The organism is Roseomonas genomospecies 6 (assembly GCF_008365375.1).
In the GTDB taxonomy this organism is placed as follows: Bacteria; Pseudomonadota; Alphaproteobacteria; order Azospirillales; family Azospirillaceae; genus Azospirillum.
On the sequence record NZ_QOKW01000025.1, the window covers coordinates 13,652 to 32,152 of the forward strand.

14 protein-coding genes are annotated in these 18,501 nt (G+C 70.8%); 10 read left to right on the top strand and 4 right to left on the bottom strand.

The genetic code is table 11. The annotated features are described in order from the left end of the window. The first annotated feature begins 165 nt into the window (after positions 1–165). The 7 genes from DS843_RS24095 to DS843_RS24125 all read left to right on the top strand — a co-directional run bounded on the left by DS843_RS24095 (position 166) and on the right by DS843_RS24125 (position 8,410). Positions 166–1,320, top strand: a complete 1,155-nt coding sequence (locus DS843_RS24095) for a cytochrome-c peroxidase (RefSeq protein ID WP_149471374.1) — start codon at positions 166–168, stop codon at positions 1,318–1,320. A gap of 149 nt (positions 1,321–1,469) precedes the next feature. Beyond that, the gene (locus DS843_RS24100) at positions 1,470–2,750 is read left to right on the top strand and encodes an imelysin family protein (RefSeq protein WP_149471375.1); all 1,281 of its coding nucleotides are present in this window, start codon (positions 1,470–1,472) and stop codon (positions 2,748–2,750) included. Between the two features lie 109 nt (positions 2,751–2,859). Further along, on the top strand, positions 2,860–4,116 hold the full coding sequence (locus DS843_RS24105) for a di-heme oxidoredictase family protein (RefSeq protein WP_149471376.1): 1,257 nt from the start codon (positions 2,860–2,862) through the stop codon (positions 4,114–4,116). 34 nt (positions 4,117–4,150) lie between these two features. Beyond that, on the top strand, positions 4,151–5,278 hold the full coding sequence (locus DS843_RS24110; protein ID WP_286192291.1) for an imelysin family protein: 1,128 nt from the start codon (positions 4,151–4,153) through the stop codon (positions 5,276–5,278). Positions 5,279–5,281: 3 nt separating this feature from the next. Further along, a complete protein-coding gene (locus DS843_RS24115) occupies positions 5,282–6,391 on the top strand; it encodes a DUF1513 domain-containing protein (protein WP_149471377.1) in 1,110 nt (369 codons plus the stop codon). A gap of 134 nt (positions 6,392–6,525) precedes the next feature. After that, the gene (locus DS843_RS24120) at positions 6,526–6,783 is read left to right on the top strand and encodes a hypothetical protein (RefSeq protein ID WP_149471378.1); all 258 of its coding nucleotides are present in this window, start codon (positions 6,526–6,528) and stop codon (positions 6,781–6,783) included. 43 nt (positions 6,784–6,826) lie between these two features. Further along, positions 6,827–8,410 carry a gamma-glutamyltransferase family protein gene (locus DS843_RS24125; RefSeq protein ID WP_149471438.1) on the top strand — a complete coding sequence of 528 codons (1,584 nt, stop codon included), beginning with the start codon at positions 6,827–6,829 and terminating at the stop codon, positions 8,408–8,410. A gap of 40 nt (positions 8,411–8,450) precedes the next feature. On the opposite strand, the gene DS843_RS24130 is transcribed toward DS843_RS24125, so the two are convergent. Then, positions 8,451–9,797, bottom strand: a complete 1,347-nt coding sequence (locus DS843_RS24130; RefSeq protein ID WP_149471379.1) for an amidase — start codon at positions 9,795–9,797, stop codon at positions 8,451–8,453. Positions 9,798–9,837: 40 nt separating this feature from the next. After that, on the bottom strand, positions 9,838–10,920 hold the full coding sequence (locus tag DS843_RS24135) for an Ldh family oxidoreductase (RefSeq protein WP_149471380.1): 1,083 nt from the start codon (positions 10,918–10,920) through the stop codon (positions 9,838–9,840). A gap of 186 nt (positions 10,921–11,106) precedes the next feature. On the opposite strand from DS843_RS24135, the gene DS843_RS24140 reads away from it, so the two are divergent. Both DS843_RS24140 and DS843_RS24145 read left to right on the top strand, forming a co-directional pair. Beyond that, complete coding sequence (locus tag DS843_RS24140) at positions 11,107–11,685, top strand: hypothetical protein (RefSeq protein ID WP_149471381.1); 579 nt, start codon at positions 11,107–11,109, stop codon at positions 11,683–11,685. 417 nt (positions 11,686–12,102) lie between these two features. Further along, positions 12,103–12,582, top strand: a complete 480-nt coding sequence (locus DS843_RS24145; protein ID WP_149471382.1) for a hypothetical protein — start codon at positions 12,103–12,105, stop codon at positions 12,580–12,582. A 27-nt stretch (positions 12,583–12,609) separates the two neighbouring features. On the opposite strand, the gene DS843_RS24150 is transcribed toward DS843_RS24145, so the two are convergent. Continuing rightward, positions 12,610–13,626: a sensor domain-containing diguanylate cyclase gene (locus DS843_RS24150; protein WP_149471383.1), complete on the bottom strand. Its 1,017-nt coding sequence runs from the start codon at positions 13,624–13,626 to the stop codon at positions 12,610–12,612. A 310-nt stretch (positions 13,627–13,936) separates the two neighbouring features. Here DS843_RS24150 and DS843_RS24155 point away from each other — a divergent pair, with 310 nt between their 5' ends. Continuing rightward, positions 13,937–15,247, top strand: a complete 1,311-nt coding sequence (locus tag DS843_RS24155; RefSeq protein ID WP_149471384.1) for a solute carrier family 23 protein — start codon at positions 13,937–13,939, stop codon at positions 15,245–15,247. A gap of 76 nt (positions 15,248–15,323) precedes the next feature. Here the strand turns inward: DS843_RS24155 and DS843_RS24160 are convergent, their stop codons facing one another. Further along, positions 15,324–18,278, bottom strand: coding sequence for a PAS domain-containing protein (locus tag DS843_RS24160; protein WP_149471385.1), 2,955 nt, complete (start codon positions 18,276–18,278; stop codon positions 15,324–15,326). Positions 18,279–18,501: the final 223 nt, after the last annotated feature.

An 18,501-nucleotide genomic window follows, 5' to 3' on the forward strand; every position in this document is an offset into this window, starting at 1 on the left:
TTAATCCCTCCGGTCCTACGACCAGTGGCAATAGGTCGCACCTTCGTGATAATGAGAATAACTATCATGCAGGCCGAAGGGCATGGATACTGTCGGCGGGTCCCGCTTCGGATCGCCCCCTCAAGGGTCGCCCCGGGACCGCTGCCGTCGAGGAGCGAGCATAGGATGTCATTGTTCGGCAAACACAATCTGCCCGTCGCGGCGCTGGCCGCGCTGCTGATCGCCGGCGCTTCCGGTGCTGCGGCCGATCCGGCGGAGGCGCAGAAGGCCAAGGCCGAGTTGGGCAAGGCGCTGTTCTTCGACAACAACCTGTCCTCCACCCGCAGCCAGTCCTGCGCGACCTGCCACAACCCCGATTTCGGCTTTGCCGACCCGCGCGGCGCCGCATCGGTGGGGGCGGATGGAAAATCGCTGGGCGACCGCAACGCGCCGACCGCCGCCTATGCCCATCTCGCCCCGCGCTTCGGCTTCAAGGCCAACGGGACGCCCTTCGGCGGGCAGTTCCACGACGGGCGGGCCGCCACCCTCCAGGAGCAGGCCGGCGGCCCGCCGCTGAACCCCGCCGAGATGGCCATGGCCTCCAAGGCGGAGGTGATGGAGCGGCTGAAGGAGAACCCGGACTACGCGCGGCGCTTCGTCGCGCTCTATGGCGCGGGGGTGCTGGACGACGCCGACCGGGCCTACGACGCGATGACCGACAGCATCGCCGCCTTCGAGAAGACCGACGTCTTCTCACCCTTCGATTCCAAGTACGACCGGTATCTGCGCGGCGAATACAAGATGACCGGCGAAGAGGAGCTGGGGATGACCCTGTTCTTCTCGCAGCAGTTCACCAACTGCAACGTCTGCCACCAGTTGAACGCCATGCCGGCGGCGAAGAACGAGGTCTTCACCAACTACGAGTACCACAACATCGGCGTCCCGGTGAACGCGGAGCTGCGGGCGGCAAACGGGGTGGCGGCGACGCACATCGACCATGGGCTGGCCGGGAATCCGGCGGTGAACGGCCAGAAGGCGCATGACGGGAAGTTCAAGACGCCGACCCTGCGCAACGTCGCGGTCACCGGCCCCTACATGCACAACGGCGTCTTCAAGGACTTGGAAACCGTCGTCCGCTTCTACAACACGTACAACAGCACCAAGCCGGCGGACCAGATCAACCCCGAAACCGGAAAGCCCTGGGGCAACCCGGAGGTCGCCAAGACCCTCTCCATCAAGGAACTGGAGGAAGGCCCGGCGCTCGATGACCGCCGGATCAAGGCGCTGGTGGCCTTCATGAAGACGCTGACCGACGCCCGCTACGAGCCGCTGCTGAAGTAGGGGGGCGGGCCGGCGGGGGCGGAAGCGGCAAAGCGCGCCCGACCGGACAATTCCATCTTGACAATGAGAGTGATTAGCGGCGCATGTTGAGAATGCTTCGCACTATCATGGCTTGACGCCACCGCTCACCGACGCTTGAGGAGACCTTCATGTTCAAGCACGCCTCCGGCCTTGCCGCCGCGGCTCTCATCGCGCTGGCGCCGCTCGCCGCCGACGCCCAGACGTCCAAGCCCGCCTACAAGGATGTGGTGAAGACCTATGCGGACATCGCCCAGGCCAGCTACGAGGACGCCGCCAGCACCGCCAAGGCGCTGAAGAAGGCCGTCGATGCGCTGGTGGCCAACCCGTCGGACGCCACTCTGGCCGCCGCCCGCACGGCCTGGCTGAACGCCCGCGTCCCCTACATGCAGACCGAAGCCTTTCGCTTCGGCAACCCGATCGTCGACGAGTGGGAGGGCAAGGTCAACGCCTGGCCACTCGACGAAGGGCTGATCGATTACGTGGACGACGGCTACGCCGGTGGCGACAGCAACCCCTTCGCCAAGGCGAACGTGATCGCCAACCCGAAGATCAAGGCCGGCGACAAGACCATCGACGCCCGCAAGATCACCAAGGAACTGCTGGCCGACAAACTGCACGAGGCCGGCAAGGTCGAGGCCAACGTGGCGACCGGCTACCACGCCGTCGAATTCCTGCTGTGGGGCCAGGATCTGAACGGCACGGGTCCGGGGGCCGGCGACCGCAAGGCCACCGACTTCGCCAAGGGCAAGGACTGCACCAACCGCCATTGCGACCGCCGCGCCCAGTTCCTGACCGTCGCCACCCAGATGCTGGTCGAGGATCTGGAGGAGATGGCCAAGGCCTGGGGCGCCAAGGGCAAGGCCCGCGCCTCCATCGCCAAGGCCAAGGAATCGGAGGGCGTCGCCCGCATCCTGACCGGCCTCGGCAGCCTCAGCTACGGCGAGTTGGCCGGCGAGCGCATGAAGCTCGGCCTCATGCTGCACGATCCGGAGGAGGAGCATGACTGCTTCTCCGACAACACGCACAACTCGCACTATTACGACCAGATCGGCATGGTCAACGTCTACAACGGCAGCTACACCCGCGTGGACGGCAAGGTCGTGACCGGCCCGTCGCTGTCGCAGTATGTCGCCGCCACCGCGCCGGAGGCCGACGCCAAGGTGAAGGAGGCGATGACCGCCACCACCGCCGCGATGAAGGTCATGAAGGACACCGCCGACAGCGGCAAGATGGCCTACGACCAGATGATCGGCACCGACAACGCCGAGGGCAACGCGATCGTCGCCACCGCGGTGGATCGTCTGGTCGATCAGAAGAAGGCCCTGGAAGGCGTCGTCGCCGCCCTGGGCGTCTCGGTCGATCTGGCCGGTTCGGACAGCCTCGACAACCCGTCCGCCGTCGGCAAGTAAGCCGACGGACCACGGGCCGCGCCCTTTCCTTCCGGTGTGGAAGGAGGGGGCGCGACCCGGCTCTTGCCGTCATGGAATGGGGCGGACCGCCGGAACCGATGCCTTGCCGATGAAAGCCCGTTTCGCCTTCCTGCTCGCCCTGCTGCCGGCCCTGCCGGCGGTGGCGGGCGACCTCGACGTCCGGATCGGCGAGAAGCTGTTCCGGCGGATGTGGGTCAGCGCCCCGACGGTGACTCACGCCAACGACGGGCTCGGTCCGCTCTACGACGCGCGCTCCTGCGCCGCCTGCCACCCGGCGGCCCGCCAGGGGCGCCCGCCCGATCCCGCCGCCCCCGACGACCGCGGCGTCGGCTATGCGGTGAAGCTTGGCGGGGACCCCGTTTACGGGCGGCAGCTCCAGACCAACGCGGTGCTCGGCTTCGCCGTCGAGGGGCGGCCCGTCCTGACCTACCGCGAGGAGACGGTGCGCTTCCCCGATGGAGACACGGCGACGCTGCGCCGCCCGGCGCTCTCCGTCGCCGACCTCAATTACGGGCCGCTGGCCGAGGCGACGGCCATCTCCGCCCGTGTCGCCCCATCGGTGCGCGGCATGGGCCTGCTGGAGCGCATTCCCGAGGCCGACATCCTGGCCGGCGCCGATCCGCAGGACCGCGACGGCGACGGCATCGCCGGGCGCCCCAATTGGGTGGCGCCGGATGGCGCGCGGCAGTTCGGGCGCTTCGGCTGGAAGGCCGTCCACCCGACGCTGCACCGCCAGAATTCGGAAGCCTTCAGCCTGGACATCGGCATGTCCACCCCGGCCTATCCGGACCCCTGGGGCGACTGCACCCCGGCGCAGACCGACTGCCGGAACGCGCCGCACGGCGACTCGCCGCAGTATGAAGGGCTGGAGATCCCCTCCACGGTGATCGGGCTGATCGACGGCTATCTGCGCACCCTGCCGCCGGACGGCGGGCTGGAGCCGCCGCGCGACGAGGCAGGGAGCGCGCTGTTCGCCGCCGCCGGCTGCGCCGCCTGCCACCGTCCCTCCTTCACGACGGCGGAGGATGCGGCGCATCCCGCCCTGTCCCGCCGGACCATCTTCCCCTACAGCGACCTGCTTCTGCACGATCTGGGCGACGATCTGGCCGACGGCGTGGCGATGGGCGAGGCGCGGGGACGCGACTGGCGCACGACGCCGCTGTGGGGCATGAAGCGGCTGGCCGGTTCCGATGGGAATCTGGCGCTTCTCCACGACGGGCGGGCGCGCAGCGTGACCGAAGCCATCCTCTGGCACGGCGGCGAGGCTGAGAAAGCGCGCGGCGCCTTCATGGCCCTGCCGCGCGGCGACCGCGAGAGGCTGGTGCGCTTCGTCCTGGGGCTGTAAAGACCGTACTGTTTGAATGGCATAGGTGATGAGAATGCAACGCCGCCGCATGATCGGCCTGATGTCGGCCGCCGCCCTGTCGATCCTCCTGCCGGGGCGGCTCGCCCTGGCGGCGCGGGAGCCGGCGGGGGATGCCGCCGTTCTGGGCGGCCTGGTCCGCACCCACATCCTGCCGCGCTTCGACGCGCTGGCCGATGCCGCCGGAGTCTACGCGGAGCGGCTAGGGCGGTTCGCCGCCGCGCCGACGGCGGACGGGCTGGAGGGGTGCCGCGCCGCCCACCGCGCGGTTTACGACGCCTGGGCCGGCGCCCAGCATCTGCGCGTCGGGCCGCTCTCGACGGAGCTGCGCGCCGACCGCATCGCCTTCTGGCCGGAGCGCGCCGGGGTGGTGCAGCGGCAAATCCTCGCCATGCTGAAGGCCCGCGACCCGAAGCTGCTGGAGCCGGGCGGGCTGGCCCGCCAAAGCGCCGCGGTGCAGGGGCTGACCGTGCTGGAGCGGCTGCTGTTCGACGAGGGCGTCACCGCCGCCGGGTTCGAGGGGGCCTCCTCTGGGGGTGATGAGGCTGGGCGCTTCCGCGGCGCGCTTGCCGCCGCTGTGGCGCAGAACGTCCTCGCCATCACCCGCGAGGTCCGCGACGGCTGGAAGGCGCTGGAGGTGCCGCTGACCGCCGGGGAGCCGACTCCGCTGGGTCCCGACGCCGGGGCCGCGGTCAACGCGCTCTTCTCCAGCGCGCTCACCGCTTTGCAGGTGGTGGCCGACCAGAAGCTTCTGGCCCCGCTCGGCCCCAACGCCGGGGAGGCCAAGCCCGCGGTGGCGGAGGCGCTTCGCAGCGGCCAGTCGGCGCGCAACGTCCGCATCAACCTGGAGGCCCTGCGCGCCCTGATGCTGGGCGAGGGCGGCGGCCCCGGCCTGACCGCGCTGCTGCCTTCCGGCGATGCCGGGGTCCAGGCCCGCCGCACGCTGGAGGAAGGCTTCACCGCCGCGATCCGCGCGGCGGAGGCGATCCCCGCCCCGATCAACGTCGCCGTCGCCGACCCGGCGATGCGCAAGACCGTGGAGACCGCCCTGCAACGGGTGAAGGACGTGCGCACCCTGATGACCGGCACGGTGGCGCCGCTGCTGGACATCAGCATCGGCTTCAACGAGCTGGACGGAGACTGAGCGATGGACGCGACCCGCCGGGGCACCCTGCTCCTGATTGGCGGCGGCCTGCTCGGCGCCCTCCTGGGGCCGGCGCGGGCGGATACCGCCGGGGGGACGCTGTTCCTCAACGCCTACGCCACGGCGGCGGCCTCGCCGGACTATGGTGTGGCGGCGCTGGACGGGGCGGGGAACGTGCGCTTCGCCACCCCCACGCCGGGCCGCGCCCACGGCGTCGTCCCGCACCCGGCGCGGGCCGAGGCCGTCGCCTTCGCCCGCCGTCCGGGCCGGTGGTTCATGCCGCTGTCGCTGGTGGACGGGCGTCCGGGTCCGGTGATCCGCGCGCCGGAGGACCGCCGCTTCACCGGCCATGGCGCCTTCTCCGCGGACGGGCGGCTGCTCTATGTGGCGGAGGACGACGTGCCGCGCGAGGCCGGGTCCATCGGGGTGTACGACGCCATGGACGGCTACCGCCGCGTCGGCGCCATGCCGACCCACGGGCTGGGACCGCACGAGCTTCTGATGATCGCGGACGGCACGGTCCTGGCGGTCGCCAACGGCGGCGTCATCACCCATCCGGACACGGGACGCGCCAAGCTGAACCTGGACGAGATGGACTCCTCCCTGACCTATGTGGAGGCGTCGACCGGTCGGCTGCTCGATCAGGCGCGCCTGCCGGAGGAGCACGCGAACCTCGGCATCCGCCACATCGCCGCCCTGGCGGACGGCGGCATCGCCTTCGGCGCGCAGGACGAGCGGCCCATCGGGATGCTCCAGCCGCTGACCGGAACGCACCGTCCGGGCGGCGGCGCGGTGCGCCTGTTCGAGACGCCGGACGACGCGCTGTCCCGCTTCGAGGGCTACATCGGCAGCGTGGCGGCGGACCGGGGCAAGGTCGCGGCCAGCTCCCCCAAGGGCGGCATCGTCGGGCTGTGGGACGACGCGACGGGCGCGTGGCTGGGGGCGGCGGCTCTGCCCGACGGCTGCGGGCTGGCTCCGGACGGCGACGGCTTCCTGGCGAGCAGCGGGCTGGGCGACCTCCGGACGGTCGGCACGGCGCCGGCTCTGCCCGGCGACGGTCTGCGGCTCGCCGATTTCCGCTGGGACAATCATATGACGCGCTTTGCCATATGACGCGCATCGCCACATGACGCGCGGCATCTGACGCCTCTATGAAAAAGCGCCGGGCGGCAGCCTGGGCGGTGGCCCGCCGGCTGCGGTGCTGGTAGGCTGAGGACTCTGCTGCCAAGCCACTGCCGCCGGACGCCATGATCGTCGATGAATATCTGGGGTTTCGCGCCGGGGATGAGGTTCTCGATCTTGCGGAGCTGACCGCCGGAACCGCGCGCATCAAGGAACTTCACCTCGTGCCCTGCGATTGGGCGAACGGGCCGACCGTCATCGCCGTGATGGTCAACGGCGCGGAACGCTACGTCATCCAGCTCAAGAAGGTGCACGCCCACGGCGCGGAGGAGCCGGAGGGACGGGGGCGCCGCGTGGTGCCGCTGCGCCGCAGCCCGCATTAATCTCTTCATTGACCCATTCCCCGGCCCGGAGGTTCCCATCGTGATGCGTGACTTCTGCCGGCCCGGGCGGTCGGCGCTGGTGGCGGGGGAGGCCGCCGTGGCCACATCCCACCCGCTGGCGAGCGCTGCGGCGCTCGAGATCCTGGCGGTGGGCGGCAACGCCGTGGACGCGGCCATCGCCGCCGTCGCGGTGCAATGCGTGGTCGAGCCGCACATGACCGGCATCGGCGGCGATTGTTTCGTCCTTTACGCCCCGGCCAACGGGCCGGTGGTTGCCCTGAACGGCAGCGGGCGCGCGCCTGCCGCCGCCAGCGTGGAGCGTCTGGCCGGGCTGGGCGTCACCGGCGAGATTCCGCGCCACAGCGCCCATGCCGTCACCGTGCCGGGCGCCGTCGCCGCCTGGACGCGCCTGCACGCCGATCACGGGCGGCTGCCGCTGGACCGGCTGTTCCTCCGCGCCATCCGCTACGCCGAGGAGGGCTACGGCGTCGCCCCGCGGGTGGCCCGGGACTGGGCGGCGGCGGTCCCCCTGCTGGCCGCGGACGAGGGCTGCCGCGCCGTCTTCCTGCCCGGCGGACGCGCGCCGCGCGCCGGGGAGCGCCACGCGCAGCCGCTGCTCGGCCAACGGCTGCGCGACATCGCGGCCCACGGGGCGGCGGCCTTCTACACGGGCGCCACGGCGGACTCGCTGGTCGCCTTCCTGCGCGCCCGCGGCGGGCTGCACACGCTGGACGACTTCGCGGCGGCGGAGGACGGGGCGGAGTATGCGGCGCCGATCGCCACCGACTACCGCGGCTATGAGATCCTCGAATGCCCGCCGAACGGCCAGGGCCTCGCCGCGCTGATGATCCTCAACGCGCTGGGCGGCTTCGACCTGTCGCCGTCGGTCGGCGACGCGGACCGTCACCATCTGCAGGCCGAGGCGACCAAGCTCGCCTACCACCACCGCGACGTCCTGGTGGGGGAGGGTGGGCCGGACGCGGCGGCCTCTCTGCTGTCGGCGGAGGCGACGGCGGCCCTGCGCCGCCGCATCGATCCGGCCCGCGCCCAGGCGCCCGCCCTGTGGACGGAGGCGGAGCACAAGGACACGGTGTATCTCTGCGTCGTGGACCGCGACGGCAACGCCATCTCCTTCATCAACTCGATCTTCCACAGCTTCGGCAGCGTGCAGCTCGACCCGGCGACCGGCGTGCTTCTGCACAGCCGCGGCACCTCCTTCCGCCTGACGGAGGGGCACCCGAACGCCCTGGCGCCGCGGCGGCGCCCGCTGCACACCATCATCCCCGGCCTGATCCGCAAGGACGGGCGCGCGGTCTGCCCCTTCGGCGTGATGGGCGGCCATTATCAGGCGGCGGGGCACGGGGCCTTCGTGTCGGCGGTGCTGGACCGCGGGCTGGACGTCCAGACGGCCATCGACCAGCCGCGCAGCTTCGCCTTCAACGGCGTTCTGGAGATCGAACCCTCCGTGGCGGAGGATACCGCGGCGGAACTGGCGCGCCGCGGCCACGCGGTGGTCCGCCGGAGCGAGCCGCTGGGCGGCGGGCAGGCGATCTGGATCGACCACGCGGCGGGCCTGCTGATCGGCGGTTCGGACTCGCGCAAGGACGGCTGCGCCCTGGGGTTCTGAGGCGGGTGGGGGCCAAACGCGAAGTCTCGCCCCCCTCTCTCTACGCCTCCGGCCCCACCACCGGCTCCACCGCCGCGGCAATGGACAGCAGGCGGCGGTCGGCCCCCGCGGCACCCACCAGCATGAGGCCGCTGGGAAGGTCGCCGGCACGCTGCATCGGCAGGCTGACGGCGCAGCGGTCCAGGAAATTGAACAGCGCGCAATTGCGCAGAAGCAGCAGGTTCAGCCGCGTGAACTCCGCGTCCTCCGCGAAGGCGTCGATGCGGGGCGCCAGCAGCGGCACGGTGGGCATCAGCAGCGCGTCGTAGTCCGCCGTGGCCCGGTCGGTGCGGGCGATGAGGTCGGCGCGGCGCTGCGTCACCTCGATGTGGTCGGCGGCGCTCATGGCATGGCCGCGCTCGATCCGGACGCGGACGCGCGGGTCGTAGAGGCCGCCCTTCTCGGCCAGCAGGGTGCGGTGCCAGTGGGCCGCCTCCGCCGCGGGGAGGCCGCCCTTGGCGTTGGCCGGGCCGATCTCCTCAAGCTCCGCCAGAGGGATTTCCACGATGCGCGCCCCGGCCTCCGACAAGCGGCGGCAGGCAGCGTCGAAGGCGCGGGCCACCGGCTCCTCCAGGCCGTCAAGCACGACCGCCTGCGGCACGGCGAAGCGCAGTCCGGCCAGCCCGACCGGCGGCGGCACCCACTCCGCCTCGCCGGCCAGGACGGCGTCGGCGATGGCGCAGCATTCCACCGTGCGGGCGAGCGGCCCGATGGAGTCCAGCGACCAGGACAGCGGAACGGTGCCGCGCAGCGACACCCGGCGCTGCGTCGGCTTGAAGCCGACGATGCCGCACAGCGCCGCCGGGATGCGGACCGACCCGCCCGTGTCGGTGCCCAGCGCCAGCGGCACATAGCCCGCCGCCACCGACACCCCGGCGCCCGAGGAGGAGCCGCCGGGGATGCGCGTGGGGTCGGCGGGGTTGCCGGGGGTGCCGTAATGCGGGTTCAGCCCGACTCCGGAGAAGGCGAACTCCGTCATGTTGGTCCGCCCGACCACCACCGCCCCGGCGGCGCGCAGCCGAGCCACCGCGTCGGCGTCGCGGGTGGCGGGGGGCGCGCCCTCCAGCGCCCGCGACCCGGCCCGCGTGGTGCGCCCGGCCTCGTCGAACAGATCCTTGACGGAAATCGGCAGCCCGGCCAGCGGGGAGGGGCGCAGCCCGGCGCGGCGCAGCTGGTCCTGGGCGTCCGCCGCCGCGCGGGCCTGTTCGGCGTGCAGGGCGGTGAAGGTCTTCCGCGCCTCCTCGCCCCCCGCCTCGATGGCGGCGAGGGCGGAATCGACGAGCTTGCGGCTGGTGGTGGCGCCCGCGTCGAGCTGGCGGGACAGGGTGGAAATGGTGGGCGTCGTCATGATGGCGTGAACCAACCGGTTTCGAAGGAGGGGCGGTACGTCAGGAGTCGCCGGCCAGGGCGCGCAGCTCGGCCAGACGGGCGGGGTCCAGCGGGATGCCGTCGCGCAGGCTGCGCGCGCGGCGGGCGTAGCGGCGCTCGCCCGGCATGCGGTCCTGACCCGCCTCCTTCACGTCCCCGATCAGCCCGGCGACGCGGTCGGCGAAGGCGCCGGTGCCGCCGCGCTCCGGGTCGATGACGATGAAGAGTTGGCCGGTGCAGGGCGTCTCGGCGCCGGGATGGGCGGACCAGTCCACCTCGCGCGAGAATTTGCCGCCGGTCAGCGCCGCCGCCAGAACCTCGATCATGAAGGCGATGGAGCCGCCCTTGTGGACGCCGGATTGCCCGCCGAAGGGCAGAAGCGCGCCGCCGTCGAGGACCGCCTTCGGGTCGGTGGTGGGCTTGCCGTCGCGGTCCACGCCGGAGCCGGGGGGAATGGAATGCCCCTCCCGCGCGGCGATGCGCACGTCGCCGTTCGCCATGGAACTGGCGGCCTGGTCGAAGACCATCGGATCGCCGCCGGCCACCGGGGTGGCGAAGGCCATCGGGTTGGTGCCGTAGACGGCGGACCTGCCGCCCGGCGGAACGACGCAGGCGAAGCTGTTGACGAAGGACAGGGCGACCAGCCCTTCCCGCGCGAAGGGCTCCACATCCGGCCACAGCGAACTGAAATGGTGGGAGTTGCGGATCGCCATCACGGCCACGCCGCTGGCCCGCGCCATCCCGACCAGCCGGTCCCGCGCGGCAAGAAAGGCGGGCTGCGCGAAGCCGTTGGCGGCATCGACGCGCAGGAAGGCGGGGCCGGCCTCCTCCACCGTCGGTTCGGCCCGCCCGTCCACCCAGCCGCTCTTCAGCGAGCCGACATAGCCGGGAATGCGGAACACGCCGTGGCTGGTGGAGCCATCGCGCTCGCAGGAGGCGCAGTTCTCCGCCAGGATGGCGGCCACGCGCTCCGACGTGCCGTGGCGCAGGAAGACGCGCTCCAGCAGAGCCACCAGATCGCCGAAGGCGACCGGCGTGGCGGCGGTCGTGGATGTCTGCGCGAAGGCCGCGGCGGCGCGGCGGCTGGGGGTTTCGTCGCTCATGCTCGTCCCTTCCGGATTTCTTGTGTGCCCTGAGGCGTTTGGCCCGGACTCTTGCCGGTCCGGCGACCACGGGACGCACCATAGCGCGCGGCGGCGGCGCGGGCGAACGGGAATGGCGTCCGTGTTGCCTGACCGCTTCGAATGCGCGAATATGCGCGCCGGATTTCGATCAAATGGAGAAGGCGGATGCATCACCCGGAGGCTCTGGAGCCCATCGTCGGCTTCCTGCGCGGAATCGGCATGGAAATCGAGTATGGCGAGCGGGCCCACAACGGCTTTCTGCCGGGTGTGAACATCCACGGCGGGGTGATTTGGGTCGATCCCGAGACTCTGCTCGGCCCGGGCGACCTGCTGCACGAGGCCGGGCATATGATCGTCGTCCCGCGCCGCTACTGGTCCCGGCTGGGGACGGATCTGCAGGAGGACATCGAGACCCTGCTGCGGGAGGAGACCGGTCCGGACGGAAGCCCCGACCCGATCCTCACCATGGCGGCCCGGCAGGGGGAGTTCATGTCCCAGGCCTGGTCCTACGCCGTCGTCCAGCACCTGAACCTGCCGATGGACTGCCTGTTCTTCCCCGGTTCCTACAAATACGACCAGTATGAGGGGACGCACCCGATGCTGGCGTGGCTGGAGCAGGGGACGCACATCGGTCCGGCGGCGCTGGCCCGCGCCGGGATGACCGGCTTCTCCGGAATGTTCGCCTATGTCGAGAACAACGGCCTGCCGGCCTTTCCCCGGATGAGCCGCTGGACGCTGGATTGACCGGCGGGCATCAATCGAAGCCCAACTGTTCGCAATCCTAATTGTTTGACTTTCCAGGCTGATTTTGGATGGCGGCAGGGAACCATGCCGCTGTCCGGCCCGTTGTCTGGGACGTCTGATGGCCGTCGGCGCCTCTGCCGCCGGTCTCCATGGAACTCCGGCACGGAGGAGCGGCAAATTGCCGCGTTCCTCGCCCCGCGGGCGTGAAAACGCGCGGAATCAGCCCTGCCATGCTTCCGGTGGGTGTTGATCGGGCGAATGCTGCGGTGCACAATAACTCAAGAGCCGGAAAGGCGCCAAGGGCGCTTGTTCTGGATCAAGGTCAAGGGCCGATGCCCGTGGCAAAAAGACGGGGTCCGACAGACTCCGTTTGCAGCGCCGGTTGCAGCGATTGAGTGTTTTGTAAGAGGGACCACGATGCGCGATCATTCCAGCCGCCATGACGACTCCGTTTTCGAATCCGGAGTCCTCTGGGGAACCTCCATCGCCGGCATCGCGCTGTCGGGTCTCATGGCCGTCACATGGAATCCCGCGGACGCGGCGTCTTCCGGGGCGGCCTCGGCCATCGTGGACCATGGCGCCCACCAGCTCGACCACGCCGCCTGCACGGAGGAGCTGTCGACGCTGCTGGCCCGCTTCCGCGACGACCCGCAGGTCCTGTGGATGTGGGTGGAACAGAGCGCTCCGGCGGGTCACGGCCTGATCGTGCGCACCAAGAACATCTCCGTGTCGCGCGACGCCCCGCGTCCCTACGCCTTCCGTCCCAACGCCGCCGTGAAGCCGGAGGAGGTCTGCGGCTTCACCAGCAATTCGGTGCACGCGCTGTCGATGGGCGGCATCGCCCAGCCCTACGGTGTGACCGCGCCCGACCCCTGGAGCGTGGCCGCCGGCCCGTAAGGGACGAAGACCCGCAGGGGCGGGCCGTCAGGCGACGACCGACCGCCGGATCTTCTTTTGGACATACATGGCGGCATCGGCGGCGCGCAGCGAGTCGTCCGGAGTCGTGGAGGCGGGGTCGGCGCTGACCACCCCGAGGCTGGCCCCCGGATAGTCGAAGGAACAGCCGCTCAGGCTGTAGCGGCCCTGGATGAGCGGGGCCAACCGGTCGCGCAGCGACTCGGCGGCGGCGTCCCCCGCCGCGCCGGGCGTGGCGCCCATGCCGACGACGACGAATTCGTCGCCGCCCAACCGGCCCAGCGTGTCGCCCGCCCGAAGGCCCGCGCCGATGCGCCGCCCCACCTCGATCAGGAATTCGTCGCCGGCCTCGTGCCCGTGGGTGTCGTTGATGGCCTTGAAGCCGTCCAGGTCGATGAAGCCGATCAGCACGCTCTGTTCGGCCCGTCCGGCCACGGCGAACAGCCGGTGCAGTTCCGTGACGACGGCGCGCCGGTTCGGCAGGCCGGTCAGCGCGTCGGTGTAGGAGTAGGATTCCAGGGTCGCGTTCAGCTCCCGGAACTGGGTCAGAAGCTGCTCGCGCTGGATGTGAAGGGCGATCAGCGAGGCGAACAGGCGCAGCACCTGCTCCCCCTTGGGCGTCAGCGGCTTGCTCTCCGAACTGGCGGCGCAGAGCGTTCCGAACAGGCTGCCGTCGTCCAGATGGACCGGGGTGCTGACATAGGTCCGGATGCCGAGCGCCGCCGCCGCCTCGCAGTCGCCCCAGCAACCGGGCACATCGTCGCTGTAGAGCCGCCCTTCGTCCAAGGCCCGCTTGCACAGCGTGCCCTCCCACGGGACGGCCAGCCCCTCGGGGATGTTCAAGGTCTTGGTGTTGCAGGAAAAGAGGATGCGCTGGATGCCGTGTTCCAGCTCGATCCGGGTGAGGTAGGTGGCCTCCAGCTCCGTCACCAGCTCCAGCAGAGAGAGCAGGGGCCGGGTCAGCTCCTCCACGGTCTTCGCCGACGAAAGGGTGTCGGTGAGTTGAGCGAACAGTTGGTCAGCCATCGGATCAGCCATTCCAGAATGCCGGCGCGCCGTTCCCGCGGTGCGTGCGGCGGCGCAACGTCAAACCCAGTAACGAGTGCTTTTATTAGGGCCAAGCCTAATAGAAAGCCGATGCCGAGGCAATGAACGAGTGCTTCGTCTTCTCCCGAGGCGCGGCGTGGGGCCACGGCCTGCGTGAGGGGCCGTTCGGGGAGAAGGCGGTTCATGCCGTAAGCGATTTGCCGAGAAATTCCGCATGGTGGCGTTTGACCGGGCATGCCGCCGCGGAGTAACCCTTGCCCTGCAACCATCGTTACAGGAACCGCAGTTCATGACAGCACCGCGCGACCGGGTGCTGGACGTCCACGAGCGTCCGCCCCCGGCCACTTTCCTCCTGCTCAGCCTCCAGCATCTGTTCGCCATGTTCGGCGCGAACGTCCTGGTGCCGATCCTCACCGGCCTGGACCCGTCGGTGGCGCTGGTCACCAGCGGGCTGGGCACCCTGATCTATCTGGCCTTCACCAAATGGCGGCTGCCCGCCTATCTGGGCTCCTCCTTCGCCTTCATCGGCCCGATCGTCGCCGCCACCCAGATCGGCGGCACCGGCGGCGCGCTGGTCGGTGCCTGCGCGGCGGGCGCCGTCTATGTGGCGGTCGCCCTGCTGATCCGCGCCTTCGGCGTCCGCTGGCTGCTGGCCATCCTGCCGCCGATCGTGGTCGGTCCGGTGATCGTGGTGATCGGCCTCGGTCTCGCCTCGGTCGCGGTCGGCATGGCGCAGAACACCGCGGGCGGCGGGGAGTACAGCCTGCCCCATTTCCTGCTGGCGCTGGCGACCCTGGGCAGCATCTTCCTCTATTCGATCGTGTTGCGCGGCTTCTTCACCGTGGTGCCGATCCTGCTGGGCATCCTGACCGGCTACGTCCTGGGCGTGCTGTTCGGCATGGTCGACTTCGGACCGGTCGCCGCGGCCCCGTTCCTGCGGATGCCGGACTTCCATCTGCTGTTCTCCGGCATGAAGGAGGGCGTGTCGGCCTGGGCGATGATCCTGCTGGTGGCGCCGGTGGCCCTGGTCACCATCGCGGAGCACATCGGCGGGCAGATCGTGCTGAGCCGCGTGGTGGGCCGCAACTTCATCGCCGATCCGGGGCTTCACCGCTCGGTGTTCGGCGACGGCGTGGCGACCATGGTGGCGGGCGCGCTGGGCGGTCCCCCGGCGACGACCTACGGCGAGAACATCGGCGTTCTGGCCGTGACCCGCGTGTTCAGCGTGTGGGTGATCGGCGGGGCCGCGACGCTCGCCATCGTCCTGGGCTTCGTGGGCAAGCTGTCGGCTTTCCTGTCCAGCATCCCCACGGCGGTGATGGGCGGCGTGTCCATCGCGCTGTTCGGCGTGATCGCCTCCTCGGGCATCCGCACGCTGATCGAGGGCAAGGTGGATCTGGGGGACAAGCGCAACCTGCTGATCTCCTCCACCATCCTGGTGATCGGCATCGGCGGCGCGTCGCTGAAGTTCGGCGACGGCGGATTCGTCGTCTCCTCCATGGCGCTGGCGGCACTGATGGGCGTGCTGCTGAACGCCGTCCTGCCCGGACGCGGCACCGGCGGCGACGCCGAGGCCATCCTGTCCTCCGACCACATCTGAGGCCTCCGCAGGCGCGGGACCCGGCGGGTGGTCGCGTCGGGTCCCCTCCCTCCTCCGCCTTCGGTGGGGGAGGGATTCATGTTTCCTCCCCCGCCAGGATCGCGTCGATCCGCCCGACCAGATCGTCGATCCGGTAGGGCTTCGCCAGAACCGGGATGCCCGTGGCGCGGGCGATGTCCTCGCTGTAGCCGGTCGCCAGGATGACCGGCAGGCCGGGCCGCCGGTCGCGGGCCTCGCGGGCAAGGTCGATGCCGCTCATCCCGCCGGGCATCACCACGTCGCTCAACAGCACGTCCACCCCCTGGTCCGACAGATAGGGCAGGGCTTCCTCCGCCGTGGCGGCGGACAGCACGGCGAAGCCGGCGTCCTCCAGCGCGGTGCTGAGGGTCATGGCGACGATGGGGTCGTCCTCCACCACCAGCACGCGGCCGTTGCGCCGCGGACGGATCAACGGCGGAAGTCCGGCCGGGGGACAGGCGGGTTCCACCGCCGCCGGCACCAGCCCCGAACGGCGGAGCAGAAGATGCACCGTCGTGCCCCGGCCCGGCGCGCTGTCGATCCAGGCGGTGCCGCCGGTCTGCCGGGCGAGGCCGTAGACCTGGGCCAGCCCCAACCCCGTTCCCTTGCCGACCTCCTTCGTCGTGAAGAATGGCTCGAAGGCGCGGGCGGCCACCGCGGCGGGCATGCCGCTCCCGGTGTCCGACACGGACAGCCGCAGGAAGTCGCCCTCCACCCCCCGCGGGTCGCCGTGGGGCAGGACCGCGTTGACCGCCTCCACCGTCAGCCGTCCGCCGAGCGGCATGGCGTCGCGGGCGTTGACGGCAAGGTTGATGATCGCCAGCTCGAACTGCGTCGGGTCCACCTCGACCGGCCAGAGATCCTTGCCGAAGCGGAGATCCAGCGTGATGTCGGCGCGCAGCGCCCGTTCCAGCAGGGCCGACATGGCGAGCACCCGGTCCCGCACGTCGATGGACTCCGGACGCAGGCTGTCCCGCCGGGCGAAGGCCATGAGCTGCTGCACCAGCTTGGCCCCGCGCTCCACCGCCTGCTGCCCGGCGCCGAGCAGGGCGTGGACCTGCGGCTCCTCCGTGCGGCGCGCGATCATCGACAGGCAGCCTTCGAGCGCCTGGAGCAGATTGTTGAAGTCGTGCGCCACGCCGCCGGTCAACTGGCCGACCGCCTCCATCTTCTGGGCTTGGCGGAGCTGGTCCTCGGCCTGCCGCAGGGCGGCGTCCGCCTCCTTCTGGGCGGTGATGTCGCGCCCGACGGCGTGGATGAAATGATCGTCCGGAACGGCGATCCACGACAGCCACAGATAGTGCCCGTCCTTGTGGCGGTAACGGTTCTCGAAGCGTGGGATGGTGTGCCCGGCGCCCAGCCGCGCCGCCTCGGCCCCCGTGCGCTCCAGATCGTCCGGATGCACCAGATCGTAGAAGCTGCGCCCCAGCAGCTCCTCCTCCGTCCAGCCCAGCAGGCTCGTCCAGGCCGGATTCACCGCTCCGATGGCGCCGTCGAATCCGGCGACCAGCATGATGTCGGTGGACAGGCGCCACATGCGGTCGCGGTCGGCGGTGCGTTCCGCGACGCGCTTCTCCAAGGTGGCGTTCAGGTCCCGCAGAGCTTCCTCGGCCCGCTTGGCCTCGGTGACATCACTGCCTTCGCAGAAGATGCCCGTCACCCGCCCGTCGGCGTCCTTGATCGGCTGGTAGACGAAGGTGATGAAGCGTTCCTGCGCCGGCGCGCCGGGGTGCCGGGCGATCCGCACCGGCAGGGCATGCCCGACGAAGGGTTCCCCGCTGTCGAACACGCGGCCCAGCAGCTCGAAGAAGCCCTGGCCGGTGACTTCCGGCAGGGCCTCATGCACCGGCTTGCCGATCAGGGGGCGATCGCCGACCAGCCGCCGGTAGGAGTCGTTGGCCAGTTCGAAGACAAGATCCGGGCCGCGGAACACGCACATGAAATTGGGCGACTGACGGAAGAGGGTGCGCATCCGCTCCCCCTCCGCGGCCAGACGGGCGTTGGCGCGGTGCAGCGATTCCTCCGCCTTCGCGCGCTCCAGGGCGGACCATGTGCGCTCCGCCACCTCCTCCACCAGCCGGACCTCGTCCGGGTGCCAGCGCCGGGGCTTCCGGTCGTGGACGTAGAGGGCCGCGACCATCCGCCCGTTCTTCAGCAGGCTGGCCGTGACGAGCGAGCCGACCTCCAGCGCCGCGAAGGACGCCAACTGGTCCGGCGCCGCGCAACGCGGGTCCGCCGTGGTGTCGTCGACGGCCAGTGTCTCGCCGCTGCGCAGAGCCTCCAGAATCTCCGGCCCGAAAGCCAGCAGGTCGTGGGTGCCGGCTTGATGGGCGACGGTCCCGTCGGTCCAGTTCCGCTCCGTCGTGAAGAAGCGCGCGGTCTCGTCCACCACCCCATAACCGACGCGGCTGGCGCCCAGATGACGGCCCAGGGCCTCCTCCGCCGCCGCCGCCACCTTGAACGGGTCGGAAAGCTGGCGCAGCCGGGCCTCCAGTTCCAAATGGAAGGTGGTGCGCCGGGCGGCGAGCACCTGGGCGGTCGTCTCGGTGGCGGCGCAGAACATGCCGGGGATGCGCCCGTCCTCGCCCCGCACCGGCGTGTAGGAGAAGGTGAACCAGGCATCCTCGCGGAAGCCGTAGCGCTCCATGGGGATCAGCAGATCCTCGAACCAGGACGCCTCGCCGGCCAGCGTGCGGTCGACCAGCGGCCTGATCTGGTGCCAGATGTCCGACCACACCTCGGCGAAGGGGCGGCCCAGCGCGTCCGGGTGCTTGGCCCCGAAGATCGGCACATAGCCGTCGTTGTAGAGGAAGGACAGCTCCGGCCCCCAGGCGACGAACATCGCCTGACGGGAGGACAGAACGACGCTGACGATGGTGCGCAGGCTTTGCGGCCAGCCTTCGGGAGGGCCGAGCGCGGTGGACGCCCAATCATGGGCGCGCATCCGCTCGCCCATCTCGCCCCCGCCGGAAAGAAAATCCAGGTCGCCGCCGGTCACCGGCAGATCCGTCATGCGCCGGCTCCGGCTTGTTTGGACGGAACGGCGGGCAGGGGCTTGGGCAGGGGCTTGGAATGGCTGACGTCGGTCAGGGCTTTCATTGCGCTTTCGGGCCGCGGCGGGGGTTGCGTCTGGTGTCTTAACACAGGACGCCCGGAAAGATACCCCGTCGAAGGGCGGCCGTCCCTGGCCGATCCGGCTGGTGCGGCCCCCGTGCCACGCTTCGGGGGCCGCAGAT